This window comes from Xanthomonas sp. CFBP 8445 (assembly GCF_025666235.1).
In the GTDB taxonomy this organism is placed as follows: Bacteria; Pseudomonadota; Gammaproteobacteria; order Xanthomonadales; family Xanthomonadaceae; genus Xanthomonas_A; species Xanthomonas_A indica.
In genome coordinates, this window is sequence record NZ_CP102594.1 from 2,042,926 (window position 1) to 2,060,516 (window position 17,591).

Here is a 17,591-nt window from a genome sequence, read left to right on the forward strand (position 1 = left end):
CCGACGATGAGTGTCTTCGATGTGCGCGTGGAAACCGAGCGCCTGTTGCTGCGCCCGCCGACCGCCGAGGATTTCGCGGCGTTCTGCGCGTTTTCCGCCGATGCACAGACCATGCATCACCTCGGCGGCGTGCAGGCGCCGTCGGTCGTCTGGCGCGGCCTGGCGACGATGGTCGGCAGCTGGCAGTTGCAGGGATTCGCGATGTTCTCGGTGATCGAGAAGCGCAGCGGGCAGTGGATCGGCCGGGTCGGCCCCTGGCAGCCGCACGGCTGGCCGGGCACGGAGGTCGGTTGGGGTATCGTGCGTCCGTACTGGGGCCATGGCTATGCGCCGGAGGCGGCCGCGGCGTCGATCGACTGGGCGTTCGCGCAGTTGGGCTGGAGCGAGGTGATCCACGTGATCGCGCCGGACAACGCCAACTCCAAGGCGGTGGCGGGCAAGCTCGGTTCGCAGTATCTGCGTCCCGGGCAATTGCCGGAGCCACTGCCGCAGGAGCCGATCGAGGTCTGGGGCCAGTCGCGCGCGCAATGGCAGGCGCGGCGCTGACCCGCGGCCGCGGCGGAGCGTCGTCGGGGGGGCGAGGCCCTGCTCTTGCGAATCCCCGTTCCCGACTCCCCAGTCCCGACCCTTCAGCAAGGAGCGATACATGGCAGCCGAACGTTTCCCCCTGACCGTGTACGGCATGGCGCTGTCCGGCAATTGCTACAAGGTGCGGCTGTTGCTGGAGCAACTGGGCTGCGCTTACCGCTGGGTCGAGATCGACAGCGCCAACGGCCAGACCCGCACCCCGGCGTTCCTGGCCAAGAATCCCAACGGCAAGGTGCCGCTGCTGGAGCGCGAGGACGGGCGCGTGCTGGCCGAATCCAACGCCATCCTGTGCTGGCTGGCCGAGGGCACCGGCCATCTGCCCGCCGATCCCTGGCAGCGCGCGCAGGCGCTGAGCTGGCTGTTCTTCGAGCAGTACAGCCACGAACCCTACGTGGCGGTGGCGCGCTTCGTCTGCGGCTGGACGCCGGCCGACTCGCCGCGTCGCGCCGAACTGCCGCGCCTGCGCGAGGGCGCGACGCGGGCGCTGGCGGTGATGGAGCAGCACCTGCAGGAGCAGGCCTGGTTCACCGGCCCGGCCTACGGCATCGCCGACATCGCGCTGTTCGCCTACACCCACTGCGCCGGCGACGCCGGCATCGCCCTGGCGCACTATCCGGCGCTGTGCGACTGGCTGCAGCGGGTGCGCGCCACGCCGGGCTTCGTGGCGCTGCCGCCGCTGCCGGACGAGGTGCGCGCGCGCCTGGCGCTGGCGGGGACGGCCGCGGCGTTCACCTGACTGCCGCGCGCCGGCGGCTAGCCTGAAGATTCATTCAGTCAGGAGCTACGCCATGAGCCAGTACCGCATCGCCGTGTTCGTCGGCAGCCTGCGCAAGGAATCGTTCAACCGGCGCCTGGCGCACGCGCTGGAGCGACTCGCCGGCGACCGTGCGCGCTTCGAATACGTCGAGATCGGCGACCTGCCGCTGTACAACCAGGACCACGACCACGACTATCCGGAGCAGGGCCGACGCCTGAAGACGCAGGTCAGCGGCGCCGATGCGGTGCTGTTCGTCACCCCGGAATACAACCGCTCCATCCCCGGCGTGCTCAAGAATGCCATCGACCTGGGCTCGCGGCCGTACGGCGAGAGCGCCTTCGCCGGCAAGCCGGCGGCGGTGTGCGGGACCTCGCCCGGGGCGATCGGCAGCGCCCTGGCGCAGCAGCACCTGCGCAACGTGCTGGCCTACCTGGACATGCCGGTGCTGGGCCAGCCGGAGATCTTTTTGCAGTTCAAGGATGGCCTGATCGCCGAGGACGGCACCATCGACGACGAGCGCACGCGCAAGTTCCTCGCCGGTTTCGTGGACAAGTTCATCGCCTGGATCGACGAACTGCAGGCCTGAGCAGTGCCGGGGTGCGCCGGCGGTAGCGCCGGGAGCAGGGGCCTTGCGTGGCGGGGCGTCGGCGAGGTTCTCAACCGCTTGTCCCCAGACTTGTCCCCAGCGTTGGCGAGCGATGCTGATATACGCGTCGCCACCGGCCGGCGCCTCGCCCTAGCCCCAACCGGGCGCGGCGACTAAAATCGGTGCCCGGGCCGCGGTGAGGCCGCGCCCGGCGTCCGCGCCCACAGAGAAGACCCAGCCTATGTCCGCCCGTCCCGGCTACCGCGGCGATCGCAAAAGCGAGCGCAGCGAACGCAGCGAGCCGCGTCTCGACCAGTTGCGCGTGCCGCCGCACTCGATCGAGGCCGAACAGGCCGTGCTCGGCGGCCTGATGCTGGCGCCGGAGGCCTACGACCGGGTCAACGACCAGCTCACCGACAAGGATTTCTACCGGCGCGATCACCAGTTGATCTACCGTGCGATCCGCGAGCTGGCCGAGAAGGGGCGACCGTTCGACGCGGTGACCCTGGGCGAGTGGTTCGAGTCGCAGGGCAAGCTGGAGATGGTCGGCGACGGCGCCTACCTGATCGAACTGGCCAGCACCACGCCCTCGGCCGCCAACATCGCCGCCTACGCGGAAATCGTGCGCGACAAGGCGGTGCTGCGGCAGCTGATCGAGGTCGGCACCACCATCGTCAACGACGGCTTCCAGCCGGAAGGGCGCGAGAGCGCCGAGTTGCTGGCGTCGGCGGAAAAGGCCGTGTTCCAGATCGCCGAGGCCGGCGCGCGCGGGCGCAGCGACTTCGTGGCGATGCCGGGCGCGTTGAAGGATGCGTTCGAGGAGCTGCGCAACCGCTTCGAGAATGGCGGCAACATCACCGGCCTGCCGACCGGCTACAACGACTTCGACGCGATGACCGCCGGCCTGCAGCCGACCGACCTGATCATCCTCGCCGCGCGTCCGGCGATGGGCAAGACCACCTTTGCGCTGAACATCGCCGAGTACGCGGCGATCAAGTCGAAGAAGGCGGTGGCGGTGTTCTCGATGGAAATGTCGGCCTCGCAGCTGGCGATGCGCCTGATCTCCTCCAACGGCCGCATCAACGCGCAGCGTCTGCGTACCGGCCAGCTCGAGGACGAGGACTGGGCGCGGGTCACCGGCGCGATCAAGATGCTCAAGGAGACCAAGATCTTCATCGACGACACGCCGGGCGTGTCGCCGGAAGTGCTGCGCTCCAAGGCGCGCCGGCTCAAGCGCGAGCACGACCTGGGCCTGATCGTGATCGACTACCTGCAGCTGATGTCGGTGCCCGGCAACAGCGAGAACCGCGCCACCGAGATCTCGGAGATCTCGCGTTCGCTCAAGGGCCTGGCCAAGGAACTGGGGGTGCCGGTGATCGCGCTGTCGCAGCTCAACCGCTCGCTGGAAACGCGTACCGACAAGCGTCCGGTGATGGCCGACCTGCGCGAATCCGGCGCCATCGAGCAGGACGCGGACATGATCGTGTTCATCTACCGCGACGACTACTACAACAAGGAAAATTCGCCGGACAAGGGCCTGGCCGAAATCATCATCGGCAAGCACCGCGGCGGCCCGACCGGATCGTGCAAGCTGAAGTTCTTCGGCGAATACACCCGCTTCGACAACCTCGCCCACGATTCGGTGGGCGCGTTCGAGTAAGCCGCCGCCCGCATGCGCGGGCAACGGCGGTGACCGGCGCGGCGTCCGCAACGCTGCGGACGCCGGCCGCGCGGCGCGACGATCAGTAGGGGATCTCGATCTCGGCGTTGCTGGTGGCGTCGTAGGTGTTGGCGCCGTACTCGGCATGGTGGGTGCAGACCACGGTGATCTTGCGGTAGATCCCATAGACGAAGTTCGACGCGAAGTGCACGTCGACCAGGGCACCGTTGCCTTCCTCGTCGTAGTCGGTGGTGTAGCCGTTGCCGTACGGGTCGTAGGCGTTGCAGCGCACGTTGATGTAGCGGGCGTCGACGCGGTCGTTGTTGGCGTTGGCGAAGCGCGAGTAGGCGCGGATCTTCAGGCGCTTGCCGCCGGCCGGTCGGTTGTCGGACTCGTAGCCCTGGTTCTGGATCACGCCCTGCAGCGTGTAGACCGGCGTGCTGCCGCCGCCGCTGCCCGGCGGCTGGTAGCCACAGGAGCCCGGGCCTTCCTCGATGTCGGTACTGCAGGCCATCGCGAGCGGGGCGGCGAGGCTCAGCGCGAGGGTGAGGGCGGCTTTTGCGATGCGCTTGTCCATGGGTCTTGCTCTCCTGAGGTCATTGCGGATGTCGGCGATGGGCATGGCCGCGTTGCGCCGTTCGCTGCCCGCGGCGCGTCGCGTCCTGCAGATGCAGGTCCGGACGCGGCGGCTCGGGGCGCACGCAGCCGCGCTCGCCGGCCGTGGTGGCCGTGAGATCGCAGAGGCGATGGCGGATGTCCCCATGCGCGCGAGACGGCCGTGGCCGTGTCGTACGCGGTGCAGCGAAAGCACGGATGACGTCCTTCCCCGGAACGTCATCCAACAGCAGCGGTCGCGGCGCCGCTTCGACATGACGGCGCCCGCCTCGGCGTTATAGCAGGGCCGGCGAGGCCCACGTGCGCGACGCACGGCGATGTCTACGAATCAGTCCGTGGCTGCACGCGCGGCATACGACCTGCATCGCCAGGCGCGTGCGGCGCGTCGCCGCATGCTCACCTGGCCGCTGCACCCGATCCGTATCATGGCGCGTCCTTCGCTGCGTCCCCTCGCATGAGCTACGCCATCGTCTGGTTCCGGCGCGACCTGCGCCTGCACGATCAACCCGCCCTGCAGGCCGCGCTGGATGCCGGGCATACGCCGGTGCCGGTCTACCTGCACAGCCCGGAAGACGAAGGCGCCTGGGCCGCGGGTGCGGCCTCGCGCAGCTGGCTGCAGCGCTCGCTGGCGGCGCTGGACGCGCAACTGCGCGAACGCGGTTCGCGCCTGATCCTGCGCCAGGGCCCGGCCGAGACCGCGTTGCGCCAGGTGATCGCCGACTGCGGCGCGGTGGCGGTGTACTGGAATCGCCGCTACGAGCCGGCCACGCAACCGCGCGATGCGCGGCTCAAGCGCGCGTTGCGCGAACAGGGCCTGGAGGTGCACAGCCACAACAGCGCGCTGCTGTTCGAACCCTGGCAACTGGCGACGCAGCAGGGCGGTCCGTACAAGGTGTTCACCCCGTTCTGGCGCAGCGCGCTGAGCCACTGGCAGGTGCCGGCGCTGCAGCCTGCGCCGAAGACGCTGCCGCCGCCGCCCGCGGGCCTGCAAAGCCTGCCGCTGGAGCGGCTCGGCCTGGCGCCGGCGCTGGATTGGGACCGCGGCTTCTGGGAGGTCTGGCAGCCGGGCGAGGCGGGCGCGCACGAGGCGCTGGACGTGTTCGTCGACGGCGCGCTGCGCGACTACCTCGACGGCCGCGACCGCCCGGACCAGGTCGGCACCTCGCGGCTGTCGCCGCACCTGCATTTCGGCGAGATCGCACCGTGGCACATCGTCGCCACGCTCGAACGCCATCGCCGCGCCGCCACCGCTGCGGCCATCGACGGCTACATCCGCCAGCTCGGCTGGCGCGATTTCGCCCACCACCTGCTGCACCATTTCCCCGACACGCCCGAACACAACCTCAATCCGCGCTTCGAGCGCTTTCGCTGGGCCAAACCCGACGCCGCGCAGTTGCACGCCTGGCAGCGCGGACGCACCGGCGTGCCGATCGTCGATGCCGGCCTGCGCGAGCTGTGGCACACCGGCTGGATGCACAACCGCGTGCGCATGATCGTCGCCAGCTACCTGTGCAAGCACCTGCGCGTGCATTGGTGCGAAGGCGCGCGCTGGTTCTGGGACACCCTGGTCGACGCCGACCTGGCCAACAACACGCTGGGCTGGCAGTGGGTGGCCGGCACCGGCGCCGATGCCGCGCCGTATTTCCGCGTGTTCAATCCGGTGACCCAGGCGCAGAAGTTCGACCCGAAGAGCGACTACATCGCGCGCTGGGTGCCGGAACTGGCGGCGCTGCCGGTGGCCGACCGCTTCGCCCCGTGGCAGGCGCCGCAGCGGCTGGCGCGCGCTGCACCGCAGTATCCGCGGCAGCCGATCGTGGACCTGGCGGCGGGCCGCGATGCGGCGCTGGCCGCCTACCGCGAGACCGCCGCCGGCTGAACGCCGCGCCGCCACGGCGGCGTGCGCAGGTGGCCTGGGCGCGCGATTGACGCCCTTCGCCGACGCATGATTCACTCCGGGCTCGGACAGGAGCCCGCATGGCCACCAGCTCAGCTCGCCGCAAGCCGCAGCGCGAACCGATGTCGCGCGTGGACACCGCCTGGTTGCGGATGGACCGGCCGACCAATCCGATGATGATCACCGGCGTGCTGATGTTCGACGAGCCGCTGACCCTGCCCGCGCTCAAGCAACTGGTGCGCAAGCGCTTCCTGGCCTTCCCGCGGTTCCTGCAGAAGCCGGTGGAGACCGCCACCGGCGCGTACTGGCAGCGCGACGACGATTTCGATCTGGACTGGCACGTGCGCCTGTCGGCCTTGCCGGGGCGTGGGCAGAAGAAGGCGCTGGAGCGCTTCGCCGGGCAGATGGCGTCCACGCCCTTGGACAAGACCAAGCCGTTGTGGCAGTTCCACCTGATCGAACGCTACGAAGGCGGCTCGGCGCTGGTGGCGCGGATCCACCACAGTTACGCCGACGGCATCGCCCTGGTGCAGGTGCTGCTGTCGCTGACCGATACCCAGCGCACCCCGGAGCCGTCGGCGCAGCTCGGCCGCGCCTGGCTCAAGGACGACGGCAAGGAGGTGGTGCGCCGGGTCGGCGCGGTGGACCGCTACCTCAAGCTCGGCGGGCGCATGCTCGACAAGGGTCGGGCGATGGCGCAGGACCCGAACCTGCCGCAGATGCTGGCGCGCGAAGGCGGGTTGATCGGCCGCGAGCTGGTCAATGCCTTGCTGCTGGCCGACGATCCGCCGACGCTGCTGCGCGGGCGCCTCGGCGTCAGCAAGCGCGTGGCCTGGGCCGAGCCGCTGGACCTGGACGAGGTCAAGGCGGTCGGCCGCGCCTGCGATTGCACGGTCAACGACGTGCTGATGGCAACCATGGCCGGTGCCTTGCGCGACTACATGCTCGAGCGCGGCGAACGCCTGGACGGGGTGACCCTGCGTGCCACCGTGCCGGTCAACCTGCGCCCGCTGGAGCATGCGCGCAAGCTCGGCAACCACTTCGGCCTGGTGTTCCTGGACCTGCCGGTGGGCGAGGCCAATCCGGTGCGGCGCCTGCAGTGCGTGGCCCAATCGATGCAGCAGCTCAAGCAGTCGCGCCAGGCGATGGTGGTGTTCGGCCTGCTGGCGGCCGTGGGCATGGCCCCGGCGGCGCTGCAGTCGGCGGCGCTGGACCTGTTCAGCCGCAAGGCCACCACCGTGGCGACCAACGTGCCGGGGCCGCAGCAACCGCTGTACCTGGCCGGCAGCCGCGTGCGCGAGATGATGTTCTGGGTGCCGCAGACCGGGTCGATCGGCGTCGGCGTGTCGATCATGAGCTACAACCATCGCGTGCATTTCGGCCTGATCGGCGATGCGCGGCTGATTCCCGATCCGGACGCGGTGATGCGGCGGGTCGGCGCCGAATTCGAGAAGCTGCTGTACCTGGCGCTGATGAGCGATTGGGAGCAGCCGCTGCGCGCCGCCGACGCCGAGACCCTGCTGCCGTCTTCCTGAACCGGGCGCATCGCACGCCGGGCTGCGTTCATCCGCGCCTCGCGTGGCGCTGTTTATGCTGCGGCCACGTCAAACCAGGTTCGGAGAGAACATGATGAAAACGACCACCCTTCGCGGCGTGTCCGTGGCCCTGGCCAGTGCGCTGGTGTTGTCCGCCTGCGCCACCGGCGGCTCCTACGTGCAGCGCGACCAGTACGGCAACCCCACCGAGCAGCAGAACCGCACCGGCCGCGGCGCGCTGATCGGCACCGCGGTCGGCGTGGCCGCCGGCCTGCTCAGCGGCAGCAGCGCCACCGAGCGCCGCCAGCACGCGATGATCGGCGCCGGCATCGGCGCGCTCAGCGGCGCGGCGATCGGCAATTATCAGGATCGGCAGGAACGCGCGCTGCGCGAGCGCACCGCCAACACCGGCATCGACGTGCGCCGCGACGGCGACAACATCACCCTCAACCTGCCCGACGGCATCACCTTCGACTTCAACCAGTCCACGCTCAAGCCGCAGTTCTATTCGGCGCTCAACGGCGTGGCCCAGACCCTGGGCGAATACAACCAGACCATGATCGAAGTGGTCGGCCACACCGACAGCATCGGCAGCGATGCGGTCAACCAGCGCCTGTCCGAACAGCGCGCGTCCTCGGTGGCCGCATACCTGACCGCACAGGGCGTGCAGCCCGAGCGCATCCAGACCCTGGGCGCCGGCAAGAAGTATCCGATTGCCGACAACAGCACCGAGGCCGGCCGCGCGCAGAACCGCCGCGTCGAGATCCGCGTGGTGCCGCTGCGCGCCTCGGCCGGCTGACCGATCCGCCGACCGCAACGACGAACGGGCCGCATTGCGGCCCGTTCGCGTTTTTTTCTGGCGACGCGCCGCGCGCGGCGCGGCTCAGACCAGCGCCGCGTCCTCTTCGTCCTCGGCTTCCGCTTCCAGCGCTGCATCGGCAGGAACTGGTACGGGAGAGGTGGCGATGCGCGGCACGTTGCCCAACGACTGCGTGTTCATCGCCACGCCGCTGCACAGGGTGAACTCGGCGCCGTCCTCGGCCTGCTGCGTGGCCAGCTTGGCCGGGCACTGCGCCATCATGTAGCTGACGTCGAAGTTGAGCTTGTCGACCAGGAAGTCGACGAAGGCGCGCACCTTCGGCGAGAGCATGCGCCCGCCCGGGAACACCGCGTTGAAGTCCAGGTCCGGCCCGACCCAGCCGCCGAGCACGCGCCGCGCCTTGCCGGCTTCGATCAGCGGCTTGATCGTCGCATCGCTGGCCAGCACCAGGCCTTCGCCGCAGACCAGGCCGCCGATCAGCGCCGCCGAGTCGTTGGCCAGCAGGATTGGCTGGACCAGGAACTCGCCGCTCTGCTTGCCATTGCGCAGCGGCCAGCACAGCCGGTTGCCGCCGTTGCGGCCGGTACTCAGCGCCAGCGTGCGGTGGTGCTGCAGGTCGTCCGGATGCAGCGGCTCGCCATGGCGTTCGATGTAGTAGGGGCTGGCGAAGACCTGGGTGCGGAAGGTGGCGAGCTTGCGCGCGACCATGGTCGAATCCGGCAGCGTGCCCATGTGCAGGGCCACGTCCACGCCTTCGGCGATCGGATCGACCTTGTCGCTGGTCATGATCATCTCCAGGCGCACTTCCGGGTGCTGGCGGTGGAACTCGCCCAGGATCGGCGCCACCCAGGAGATGCCGGCTGAGTAGGGCACGCTGAAGCGCAGCCAGCCGCGCGGGCCGGCCTGCAACTGGCCCACCGCGCTCTCGGCTTCCTCCAGTTCGCGGGCGATGCGCTGGCAATGCTCGTGGTAGACCGCGCCGGCCTCGGTCAGCCCGAGCCGGCGCGTGGTCCGGTGCAGCAGGCGCGCGCCCAGCCGCGCCTCCAGGTCCTGCACCTTGCGGCTGACGGTGGTCTTGGGCAGGCCGAGGGCATTGGCCGCGGCGATGAAGCTGCCTTGCTCGACCACCTTGACGAAGATCAGGGTGTCGTTCAGATCGTGGCTCATGGCGGTTCCTTAAGGTGGAGACGATTGGACCGGTAGCGGGACGATTATTCCCCTTAATTCGGACTAATCAAGTGCGGCTTTGGCGCCTAATTTGTCCGCATTCGCCATCACCGACGGTCTTTGCCCATGTCGATGCGCACCCTGTTCCAGTTTTTCGCCTGCCCCGATCGCCAGCTGCGGCGCCGTTCTGCGCCCGCGGCATCGGCGCAATCCCCTTATCCGAAAGCGTTTCGCGAGTTCACGCCGCCGCCGCGGCGCCAGGGCGGCAGCAGTTTGCGCCTGGGCGCGTCCGGCAACGACCGGCTGGGCCGCATCGCGATTGTCCCGTCGGCGGGAGGAAAAGTCCCGTGAGCGGGATGTTGGCCCCCGAGGTCCTAGTCCTCGGCGGCAGCGGCACGGTCGGGCAGGGCGTGGTGCAGGCGCTGCTGGAGGCGGGCAGCCCGGTGCTGGCGGTGGCCCGCGACCGCGCCCGGCTCGCGGCGCTGCGCGATCGTCACCGCGACGAGCCCGGCCTGGACGTGCTGTGCGGTTCGGTTGCCACCGACGCGGCCGCCGCGGCGTTGGTGGGCGAGGTCGCGCAGCGGCCGCGGCCGTTGGCCGCGGTGGTCGCCGCTTTGGGCAGTCCGCTGCGCCCCGGGCGCCTGCTGGAGCGGCCGCTGAGCGCGCTGCGCAAGCGCCTGGATGCCGACCTGCTGCCGCACCTGGCCGCGGCCCGGCATCTGCTGCCGCTGCTGGCCGAGCATCCGCGCGGCGGCCGCTACGTCCTGTTGGGTAGTCCCTGCGCGCTGCGCGCCTGGTCCGGGCATGGCGACAGTTCGGTGGCGTCAGCGGCGATCCGCATGCTCGCCCAGGTGCTGCACGAGGAAGCCAAGCCGCTGGGCGTGCACGTGCACCTGCTGTCGCTGTCCGAGCCGGTGTGCCGCAGCGACGACGCCATCGGCGATTGCCCGGACTGGTTCACCACCCTCGGCGTTGGCCGCGCCGTGGTCCACCTGCTTGCCGATCCGCAGCGGCCGGACCGCGCGCTGGTCGAAATCGATCGCCGCCATGTCGCGCGTCCGCGCAGCGCGCTGCTCAACGCCTTGCCGTTTTCCTTCTCCACCTACGAGGTCTCTCCATGAATCCGATTCCGATGCCGTCGCGCCTGCTGCCGGACGCCCTGCGCCCGCTGGCGGTGGCGCTGCTGGTCGCCACGCTCGCCGCCTGCGGCAGCCAGGCCAACGAACAGGGCGCGCCGCCGCCGCCGAGCGTGGGCGTGGCGCCCGCGCTGCAGAAGCAGATCAGTCAGTGGGACGAGTTCAGCGGCCGTGTCGAGGCGGTCGAACACGTGGACCTGCGCCCGCGCGTGTCCGGCTACATCGACAAGGTCAACTACGTCGAAGGGCAGGAGGTGAAGAAGGGCGATGTGCTGTTCACCATCGACGCGCGCAGCTATCGCGCCGAACTGGCCCGCGCCGAGGCCGACCTGGCGCGCGCACGCACCCAGGCCAAGCTCAGCGCCAGCGAGGCCGCGCGTGCCAAGACCCTGTCCGAACAGCAGGCCATCTCCACCGAGAGCTGGGAACAGCGGCGCGCCGCCGCCGAGCAGGCACAGGCCGACGTGCTGGCCGCGCAGGCGGCAGTGGACAGCGCACGCCTCAACCTGGAATGGACCCAGGTGCGCGCGCCGATCGACGGCCGCGCCGGCCGCGCGATGGTCACTGCCGGCAACCTGGTCAGTGCCGGCGACAGCGCCAGCGTGCTGACCACGCTGGTGTCGCTGGACAAGGTGCACGTGTACTTCGACGCCGACGAAGGCACCTTCCTGCGCTATGCGCAGATGGCGCGCGACGGCCAGCGCCCGAGCGAGCGCGACGGTGGCCTGCCGGTGCAGGTCGGCCTGGTCGGCGAGGACGGCTATCCGCATGCCGGCAAGGTCGATTTCCTCGACAACCAGCTGGTGCGCAGCACTGGCACTATCCACGTGCGCGCGCTGCTGGACAACGCCGACCGCCGCTTCACCCCGGGCCTGTTCGCGCGGGTACGGCTGCTCGGCAGCGGCCGCTTCGACGCGGTGCTGATCGACGACCGCGCGGTGCTCACCGACCAGGACCGCAAGTACGTCTACGTGGTCGACAAGGACGGCAAGGCGCAGCGGCGCGACGTGCAGCTCGGCCGCAGCGCCGAGGGCCTGCGCATCGTGCAGAGCGGCCTGTCCGCCGGCGACAAGGTCATCGTCGACGGCGTGCAGAAGGTGTTCATGCCCGGCATGCCGGTGCAGGCCAAGCCCATCGCGCAGACCACGTCCCCGACCGCACCGCGCCAGGCCGTCGCCCTCGACTGAGTCGCGGGCGTCGACGCACCACCGGCCGAGTCGTGCCGGCCGTACCCGCCGGGCCCGCAACGGCCCGGCGTCGCCACCGGCATGCCTGCGTCCGCGCCCGGCCCCCCGTTTCATCCGTTTCCAGGACCACCACCCATGGACTTTTCCAGATTCTTCATCGACCGGCCGATCTTCGCCGCCGTGCTGTCGATCGTCATTTTCGCCGCGGGCCTGATCGCCATCCCGCTGCTGCCCATCGGCGAGTACCCGGATGTGGTGCCGCCCTCGGTGGTGGTGCGCACGGTGTATCCGGGCGCCAACCCCAAGGTCATCGCCGAGACCGTCGCCACGCCGCTGGAGGAAGCGATCAACGGCGTGGAGAACATGATGTACATCAAGTCGGTCGCCGGCTCCGACGGCGTGCTGCAGATGACCGTGACCTTCCGCCCAGGCACCGATCCGGACGATGCCGCGGTCAAGGTGCAGAACCGCGTGGCGCAGGCACAGGCGCGCCTGCCCGAGGACGTGCGCCGGCAGGGCGTGACCACACAGAAGCAGTCGCCCACCTTCCTGATGGTGGTGCACCTGACCTCGCCCAAGGGCAAGTACGACACCCTGTACTTGCGCAACTACGCGCGCTTGCACGTCAAGGACGCGCTGGCGCGGATCCAGGGCGTGGGCGATGCGCAGGTGTTCGGCGGCGGCGACTACGCGATGCGCGCCTGGCTGGACCCGGAGCGGGTGGCCGCGCGCGGACTCACCGCCAGCGACGTGGTCGCGGCGATGCGCGAGCAGAACGTGCAGGTCTCCGCCGGCCAGCTCGGCGCCGAGCCCATGCCCGAGAGCAAGTTCCTGACCCTGATCAACGCGCAGGGCCGCCTGCGCACCGAACAGGAGTTCGGCGACATCGTGCTCAAGGTCGGCGCCGACGGGCAAACCGTGCGCCTGTCCGACGTCGCGCGCCTGCAACTGGGCGCCGGCGACTACACCCTGCGCGCGCAGCTGGACGGCAAGAACGCGGTCGGCATCGGCATCTTCCAGGCGCCGGGCGCCAACGCGCTGCAGATCCGCGATCAGGTCATCGCCAAGATGGACGAACTGACCAAGCAGTTCCCGGACGACGTGAAGTATGAGGCGGTGTACGACACCACCATCTTCGTGCGCGACTCGATCAGCGCGGTGGTCCACACCCTGCTGGAGGCGGTGCTGCTGGTGGTGCTGGTGGTGATCCTGTTCCTGCAGACCTGGCGTGCCTCGATCATCCCGCTGATCGCGGTGCCGGTGTCGGTGGTCGGCACCTTCGCCGCGCTGTACCTGCTGGGCTTCTCGATCAACACGCTAACCCTGTTCGGGCTGGTGCTGGCAATCGGCATCGTGGTCGACGATGCGATCGTGGTGGTGGAGAACGTGGAGCGCAACATCGAGGAGGGGCTGACCCCGCTGGCGGCCGCGCACCAGGCCATGCGCGAGGTGTCCGGCCCGATCATCGCGATCGCGCTGGTGCTGTGCGCGGTGTTCGTGCCGATGGCGTTCCTGTCCGGGGTGACCGGGCAGTTCTACAAGCAGTTCGCGGTGACCATCGCCATCTCCACGGTGATTTCGGCGATCAATTCGCTGACCCTGTCGCCGGCGCTGGCCGCGCGCCTGCTGCAAGGCCACGACGCACCCAAGGACCGCCTGTCGCGCGGCATGGAGCGGCTGTTCGGCGGCTGGCTGTTCCGTCCGTTCAACCGCTTCTTCCATCGCAGTTCCGACCGCTACCAGGGCGCGGTGTCGCGCATCCTCGGCCGCCGCGGCGCGGTGTTCGCGGTGTACGTGGCACTGCTGCTGGTCACCGGACTGATGTTCAAGGCGGTGCCGGGCGGCTTCATCCCGACCCAGGACAAGATGTATCTGATCGCCGGCGTCAAGCTGCCGGAAGGCGCGTCGATCGAGCGCACCGACGCGATGCTGCGCAAGGTCGCCACCATCGCCATGCAGACCGACGGCGTGGCCCATGCGATCTCGTTCCCGGGCCTCAACGCGCTGCAGTTCACCAACACGCCCAACACCGGTGTGGTGTTCCTGCCGCTGAAGCCGTTCGCCGAGCGCCACCGCAGCGCGCTGGAAATCAATGCCGAGATCAACCAGCGCATCGCGCAGCTGGGCGAGGGCATGTCGTTCGCCTTCATGCCGCCGCCGATCCTCGGCCTGGGCAACGGCAACGGCTATCAGTTGTTCATCGAGGACCGCGCCAACCTCGGCTACGGTGCGCTGCAGAACGCGGTCAGTGCCATGCAGGGTGCGGTGGCGCAGACCCCGGGCATGAGCTTCCCGATCGGTACCTACCAGGCCAACGTGCCGCAGCTCGACGCCGAAGTCGACCGGGTCAAGGCCAAGGCCCAGGGCGTGGCCCTGACCGATCTGTTCGATACCTTGCAGACCTACCTGGGCTCGACCTACGTCAACGACTTCAACCAGTTCGGCCGCACCTGGCAGGTGATCGCCCAGGCCGATGCGCCGTTCCGCGAGAGCGTGGAGGACATCGCCCGGCTGCGCACCCGCAACGCCCAGGGCGAGATGGTGCCGATCGGCTCGATGGTGACGATCAAGCAGACCTACGGCCCGGACCCGGTGCTGCGCTACAACGGCTATCCGGCCGCCGACCTGGCCGGCGAAGCGGATGCGCGATCGCTGTCCTCGGCCGAGGCGATGGCCAAGATCACCCAGATCGCCAAGCAGGTGCTGCCCAACGGCATGGAGATCGAGTGGACCGACCTGAGCTACCAGCAGGCCACCCAGGGCAATGCGGCGCTGGTGGTGTTCCCGCTGGCGGTGCTGCTGGCGTTCCTGGTGCTGGCCGCGTTGTACGAGAGCTGGACGCTGCCGCTGGCGGTGATCCTGATCGTGCCGATGACCCTGCTGTCGGCGCTGTTCGGGGTGTGGCTGAGCGGCGGCGACAACAACGTGTTCGTGCAGGTCGGCCTGGTGGTGCTGATGGGCCTGGCGTGCAAGAACGCGATCCTGATCGTCGAGTTCGCCCGCGAGCTGGAGCTGCAGGGCAAGGGCATCGTCGAATCGGCGCTGCAGGCCTGCCGCCTGCGCCTGCGCCCGATCGTGATGACTTCCATCGCCTTCATCGCCGGCACCGTGCCGCTGGTGTTCTCGCATGGCGCGGGCGCGGAAGTGCGCTCTGCCACCGGCATCACCGTGTTCGCCGGCATGCTGGGCGTGACCCTGTTCGGTCTGTTCCTCACCCCCGTGTTCTATGTCGCCCTGCGCAAGCTGGCCGGGCGACCGCTGGTCTCGCATGCGCCGGCCCACGCCGACGCGCCGGCGCACGGCTGATCCTTTTCCCCTTCTTCTCAGGAGTTTCGCAATGAACGCAGCACACAAGATCGCCCTGGTCACCGGCGCCACCCGCGGCATCGGCCTGCATACCGTGCGGCAACTGGCCGAGGCCGGCGTGCACACCCTGCTGGCCGGGCGCGATGCCACCCGCGCCAGCGCCGCGGCCCTGGAACTGCAGGGCGAGGGCCTGCCGGTCGAGCCGCTGACCCTGGACGTCACCGACGCCGCCAGCATCGCCGCGGCGGCGGAGACGGTGCGCGCACGCCACGGCCGGCTCGATATCCTGGTCAACAACGCCGGCATCCTGCGCGACGACCTGCGCCTGAGCGTGTCGCAGCAGTCGCTGGAGTCCTGGCGCGAGACCTTCGACACCAACCTGTTCGGCCTGATCGCGGTCACCCAGGCGTTCCTGCCGCTGCTGCGCGAGGCTCCGGCCGCGCGCATCGTCAACGTCTCCAGCCTGCTCGGCTCGCTGACGCTGCACAGCCAGCCGGGCTCGCCGATCTACGACTTCAAGGTACCGGCCTACAACGTGTCCAAGAGCGCGGTGAATGCCTGGACCATCCAGTTGGCCTACGAACTGCGCGAGACCCCGATCAAGGTCAACACCATCCACCCCGGCTACGTGAAGACCGACATGAACGCGGGCGAGGGCGAGCTGGAGGTGGCCGACGGCGCGCGCAGCAGCGTGATGATGGCGCTGCTCGATGCCGATGGCCCCACTGGCAGCTACACCCATGTCGGACAGGTGCTGCCATGGTGATCCGGCCCGCACTTGGCGCGCTGGCGTTGGCGCTGCTCAGCGCCTGCGCCAGCGTCGGCCCCGACTACCACGCACCGGCGCAGCCGGCGGTGACGCTGCAGGGCGCGGCGTCGCCGGTGTTCGCAACGGATTCGCCGGTCGCGTCCTGGTGGGCGCAGTTCGACGATCCGGTGCTGGAGCAACTGGTGCACGACGGTCTGGTCGCCAACCTGGACCTGCGCATCGCCTTGGCGCGTGTGCACGAGGCACGCGCCGTCTTCGCCGAGCAGCGCCTGGACCAGGCGCCGCACGTGACCGCCGGCGGCGACTACACCCGCGGCAAGGCGCCGGACGCCGATGCCGACGGCGCGCGCGTGCTGACCGAGAGCTACAGGCTCGGCTTCGATGCTGGCTGGGAGCTGGATCTGTTCGGGCGCCAGCGCCGTGCCAGCGAGGCCGCGCGTGCGGATCTGGAGGCCGAACAGGCCGGCCTGGCCGACGCCCAGGTCACCGTGGCCGCGGAGGTGGCGCGCAACTACTTCGCCCTGCGCGGCACGCAGAAGCGCATCGCCCTGGCGCGCACCACGCTGGACAACCTGCGCGATACCCAGCGGCTGACCGAGACCCGCTGGCGGCTGGGCGCCGGCAGCGAACTGGACGTGCAGAGCAGTCGCGCACGGCTGAAGGCGATCGAGGCCGATATCCCGCTGTTGGAAGTCGACGCCGCGCAGGCGCGGCACCGGCTGGCGGTGCTGCTGGGCAAGCCGCCAGGCGCGCTCGATGCGCTGCTGGCGCCGCAGCCGACCCCGGCCTATGCGCGGGCCCTGCCGCTAGGCGACACCACGCAGTTGCTGCGCCGGCGTCCCGACGTGCGCAGCGCCGAACGTCGCCTGGCGGCAGCGACCGCGCGGGTCGGCGTGGCCACCGCCGACCTGTTCCCGCGGATCAGCCTGTCCGGCTTCGTCGGCTTCCTGTCCGGCGATGCCGGTGCCCTGCTGCACGGCCGCAGCAAGGCCTGGTCGCTGACCCCATCGATCCAGTGGGCGGCATTCGACATGGGCAGCGTGCGGGCGCGCCTGCGCGCGAGCGAAGCGCAGGCCGACGGCGCCGCCGCCGACTACGAGAAGGCCGTGCTCGGCGCGCTGGAGGACACCGAGAACGCCTTGACCGCCTACGCCCACGAACAGGCACGGCTGGCGATCGTGGCCGAACAGACGCAGGCCGCGCAGCGCGCCGAAGCGCTGGCGCAAATCCGCTACCGCGAAGGCTCGGAGGATTTCCTGACCCTGCTCGATGCGCAGCGCACGCAACTCACCGCCGAGGCCGACCTGGCCGACGCCGAAGCGGCGGTGAACATCGGCGTGGTGCGGGTGTACAAGGCGCTGGGCGGCTGGGGCCAAGATGCGGGCACGGACGCCGGCAGCAGGGACGTTGCGACCACCGCGGGGGTGGCGTCTGCGGTGCAGGCGCGTTGAGTTGTAGGCCGCAAAGGCCGCGGTGCTGGCCGCCTGCACGCACCGTGGCCTTCTCGGCACCTCACTTCGTCTGCTTTTTGTCAGCATCAGGCCGGTGCGGGGTTTCCTGTAGGAGCGGCT

Annotated in this window: 15 protein-coding genes; 13 read left to right on the forward strand and 2 right to left on the reverse strand. The window is 69.9% G+C overall.

The annotated features are described in order from the left end of the window. The first annotated feature begins 6 nt into the window (after positions 1-6). From NUG21_RS08640 to NUG21_RS08655, 4 genes are all read left to right on the forward strand, one after another. Complete coding sequence (locus NUG21_RS08640; RefSeq protein ID WP_263392822.1) at positions 7-546, forward strand: GNAT family N-acetyltransferase; 540 nt, start codon at positions 7-9, stop codon at positions 544-546. Between the two features lie 100 nt (positions 547-646). Next, a complete protein-coding gene (locus NUG21_RS08645) occupies positions 647-1,324 on the forward strand; it encodes a glutathione S-transferase family protein (protein ID WP_263392823.1) in 678 nt (225 codons plus the stop codon). A gap of 52 nt (positions 1,325-1,376) precedes the next feature. Beyond that, positions 1,377-1,931, forward strand: coding sequence for an NADPH-dependent FMN reductase (locus NUG21_RS08650; protein ID WP_263392824.1), 555 nt, complete (start codon positions 1,377-1,379; stop codon positions 1,929-1,931). Positions 1,932-2,172: 241 nt separating this feature from the next. Further along, on the forward strand, positions 2,173-3,591 hold the full coding sequence (locus NUG21_RS08655) for a replicative DNA helicase (RefSeq protein ID WP_019798147.1): 1,419 nt from the start codon (positions 2,173-2,175) through the stop codon (positions 3,589-3,591). A gap of 82 nt (positions 3,592-3,673) precedes the next feature. Here NUG21_RS08655 and NUG21_RS08660 read toward each other — a convergent pair whose 3' ends face one another. Beyond that, a complete protein-coding gene (locus NUG21_RS08660) occupies positions 3,674-4,168 on the reverse strand; it encodes a hypothetical protein (RefSeq protein WP_263392825.1) in 495 nt (164 codons plus the stop codon). Between the two features lie 492 nt (positions 4,169-4,660). On the opposite strand from NUG21_RS08660, the gene NUG21_RS08665 reads away from it, so the two are divergent. The 3 genes from NUG21_RS08665 (at position 4,661) to NUG21_RS08675 (ending at position 8,434) form a co-directional block, all read left to right on the forward strand. Beyond that, on the forward strand, positions 4,661-6,082 hold the full coding sequence (locus NUG21_RS08665) for a cryptochrome/photolyase family protein (RefSeq protein ID WP_263392826.1): 1,422 nt from the start codon (positions 4,661-4,663) through the stop codon (positions 6,080-6,082). A 98-nt stretch (positions 6,083-6,180) separates the two neighbouring features. Continuing rightward, positions 6,181-7,635, forward strand: a complete 1,455-nt coding sequence (locus tag NUG21_RS08670; protein ID WP_160946022.1) for a WS/DGAT/MGAT family O-acyltransferase — start codon at positions 6,181-6,183, stop codon at positions 7,633-7,635. A gap of 91 nt (positions 7,636-7,726) precedes the next feature. After that, complete coding sequence (locus tag NUG21_RS08675) at positions 7,727-8,434, forward strand: YiaD family glycine zipper/OmpA-like lipoprotein (protein WP_198526544.1); 708 nt, start codon at positions 7,727-7,729, stop codon at positions 8,432-8,434. An 84-nt stretch (positions 8,435-8,518) separates the two neighbouring features. Here NUG21_RS08675 and NUG21_RS08680 read toward each other — a convergent pair whose 3' ends face one another. Next, positions 8,519-9,622 carry a LysR family transcriptional regulator gene (locus NUG21_RS08680; protein WP_242083029.1) on the reverse strand — a complete coding sequence of 368 codons (1,104 nt, stop codon included), beginning with the start codon at positions 9,620-9,622 and terminating at the stop codon, positions 8,519-8,521. 126 nt (positions 9,623-9,748) lie between these two features. Here NUG21_RS08680 and NUG21_RS08685 point away from each other — a divergent pair, with 126 nt between their 5' ends. The 6 genes from NUG21_RS08685 (at position 9,749) to NUG21_RS08710 (ending at position 17,471) form a co-directional block, all read left to right on the forward strand. Then, positions 9,749-9,973, forward strand: a complete 225-nt coding sequence (locus NUG21_RS08685) for a hypothetical protein (RefSeq protein WP_160946024.1) — start codon at positions 9,749-9,751, stop codon at positions 9,971-9,973. After that, entirely contained in the window at positions 9,970-10,743 is a 774-nt protein-coding gene (locus tag NUG21_RS08690; RefSeq protein WP_263392827.1) for an SDR family NAD(P)-dependent oxidoreductase, read from the forward strand. Before NUG21_RS08685 ends, NUG21_RS08690 begins: the two co-directional genes overlap by 4 nt. Continuing rightward, positions 10,740-11,945, forward strand: a complete 1,206-nt coding sequence (locus NUG21_RS08695) for an efflux RND transporter periplasmic adaptor subunit (RefSeq protein ID WP_263392828.1) — start codon at positions 10,740-10,742, stop codon at positions 11,943-11,945. Before NUG21_RS08690 ends, NUG21_RS08695 begins: the two co-directional genes overlap by 4 nt. A 135-nt stretch (positions 11,946-12,080) precedes the next feature. Next, the gene (locus NUG21_RS08700; protein ID WP_160946026.1) at positions 12,081-15,251 is read left to right on the forward strand and encodes an efflux RND transporter permease subunit; all 3,171 of its coding nucleotides are present in this window, start codon (positions 12,081-12,083) and stop codon (positions 15,249-15,251) included. Positions 15,252-15,282: 31 nt separating this feature from the next. After that, a complete protein-coding gene (locus tag NUG21_RS08705) occupies positions 15,283-16,017 on the forward strand; it encodes an SDR family oxidoreductase (RefSeq protein WP_263392829.1) in 735 nt (244 codons plus the stop codon). Beyond that, positions 16,011-17,471 carry an efflux transporter outer membrane subunit gene (locus tag NUG21_RS08710; protein WP_263392830.1) on the forward strand — a complete coding sequence of 487 codons (1,461 nt, stop codon included), beginning with the start codon at positions 16,011-16,013 and terminating at the stop codon, positions 17,469-17,471. Before NUG21_RS08705 ends, NUG21_RS08710 begins: the two co-directional genes overlap by 7 nt. Positions 17,472-17,591 lie beyond the last annotated feature (120 nt).

Bases quoted from the DNA above. Each gene is read 5' to 3' on its own strand.
- NUG21_RS08650 (WP_263392824.1), top strand. From the start codon at position 1,377: ATGAGCCAGTACCGCATCGCCGTGTTCGTCGGCAGCCTGCGCAAGGAA.
- NUG21_RS08710 (WP_263392830.1), top strand. From the start codon at position 16,011: ATGGTGATCCGGCCCGCACTTGGCGCGCTGGCGTTGGCGCTGCTCAGC.
- NUG21_RS08645 (WP_263392823.1), top strand. From the start codon at position 647: ATGGCAGCCGAACGTTTCCCCCTGACCGTGTACGGCATGGCGCTGTCC.
- NUG21_RS08700 (WP_160946026.1), top strand. From the start codon at position 12,081: ATGGACTTTTCCAGATTCTTCATCGACCGGCCGATCTTCGCCGCCGTG.
- NUG21_RS08705 (WP_263392829.1), top strand. From the start codon at position 15,283: ATGAACGCAGCACACAAGATCGCCCTGGTCACCGGCGCCACCCGCGGC.
- NUG21_RS08675 (WP_198526544.1), top strand. From the start codon at position 7,727: ATGATGAAAACGACCACCCTTCGCGGCGTGTCCGTGGCCCTGGCCAGT.
- NUG21_RS08660 (WP_263392825.1), bottom strand. From the start codon at position 4,168: ATGGACAAGCGCATCGCAAAAGCCGCCCTCACCCTCGCGCTGAGCCTC.
- NUG21_RS08655 (WP_019798147.1), top strand. From the start codon at position 2,173: ATGTCCGCCCGTCCCGGCTACCGCGGCGATCGCAAAAGCGAGCGCAGC.
- NUG21_RS08685 (WP_160946024.1), top strand. From the start codon at position 9,749: ATGTCGATGCGCACCCTGTTCCAGTTTTTCGCCTGCCCCGATCGCCAG.
- NUG21_RS08680 (WP_242083029.1), bottom strand. From the start codon at position 9,622: ATGAGCCACGATCTGAACGACACCCTGATCTTCGTCAAGGTGGTCGAG.
- NUG21_RS08670 (WP_160946022.1), top strand. From the start codon at position 6,181: ATGGCCACCAGCTCAGCTCGCCGCAAGCCGCAGCGCGAACCGATGTCG.
- NUG21_RS08695 (WP_263392828.1), top strand. From the start codon at position 10,740: ATGAATCCGATTCCGATGCCGTCGCGCCTGCTGCCGGACGCCCTGCGC.
- NUG21_RS08665 (WP_263392826.1), top strand. From the start codon at position 4,661: ATGAGCTACGCCATCGTCTGGTTCCGGCGCGACCTGCGCCTGCACGAT.
- NUG21_RS08640 (WP_263392822.1), top strand. From the start codon at position 7: ATGAGTGTCTTCGATGTGCGCGTGGAAACCGAGCGCCTGTTGCTGCGC.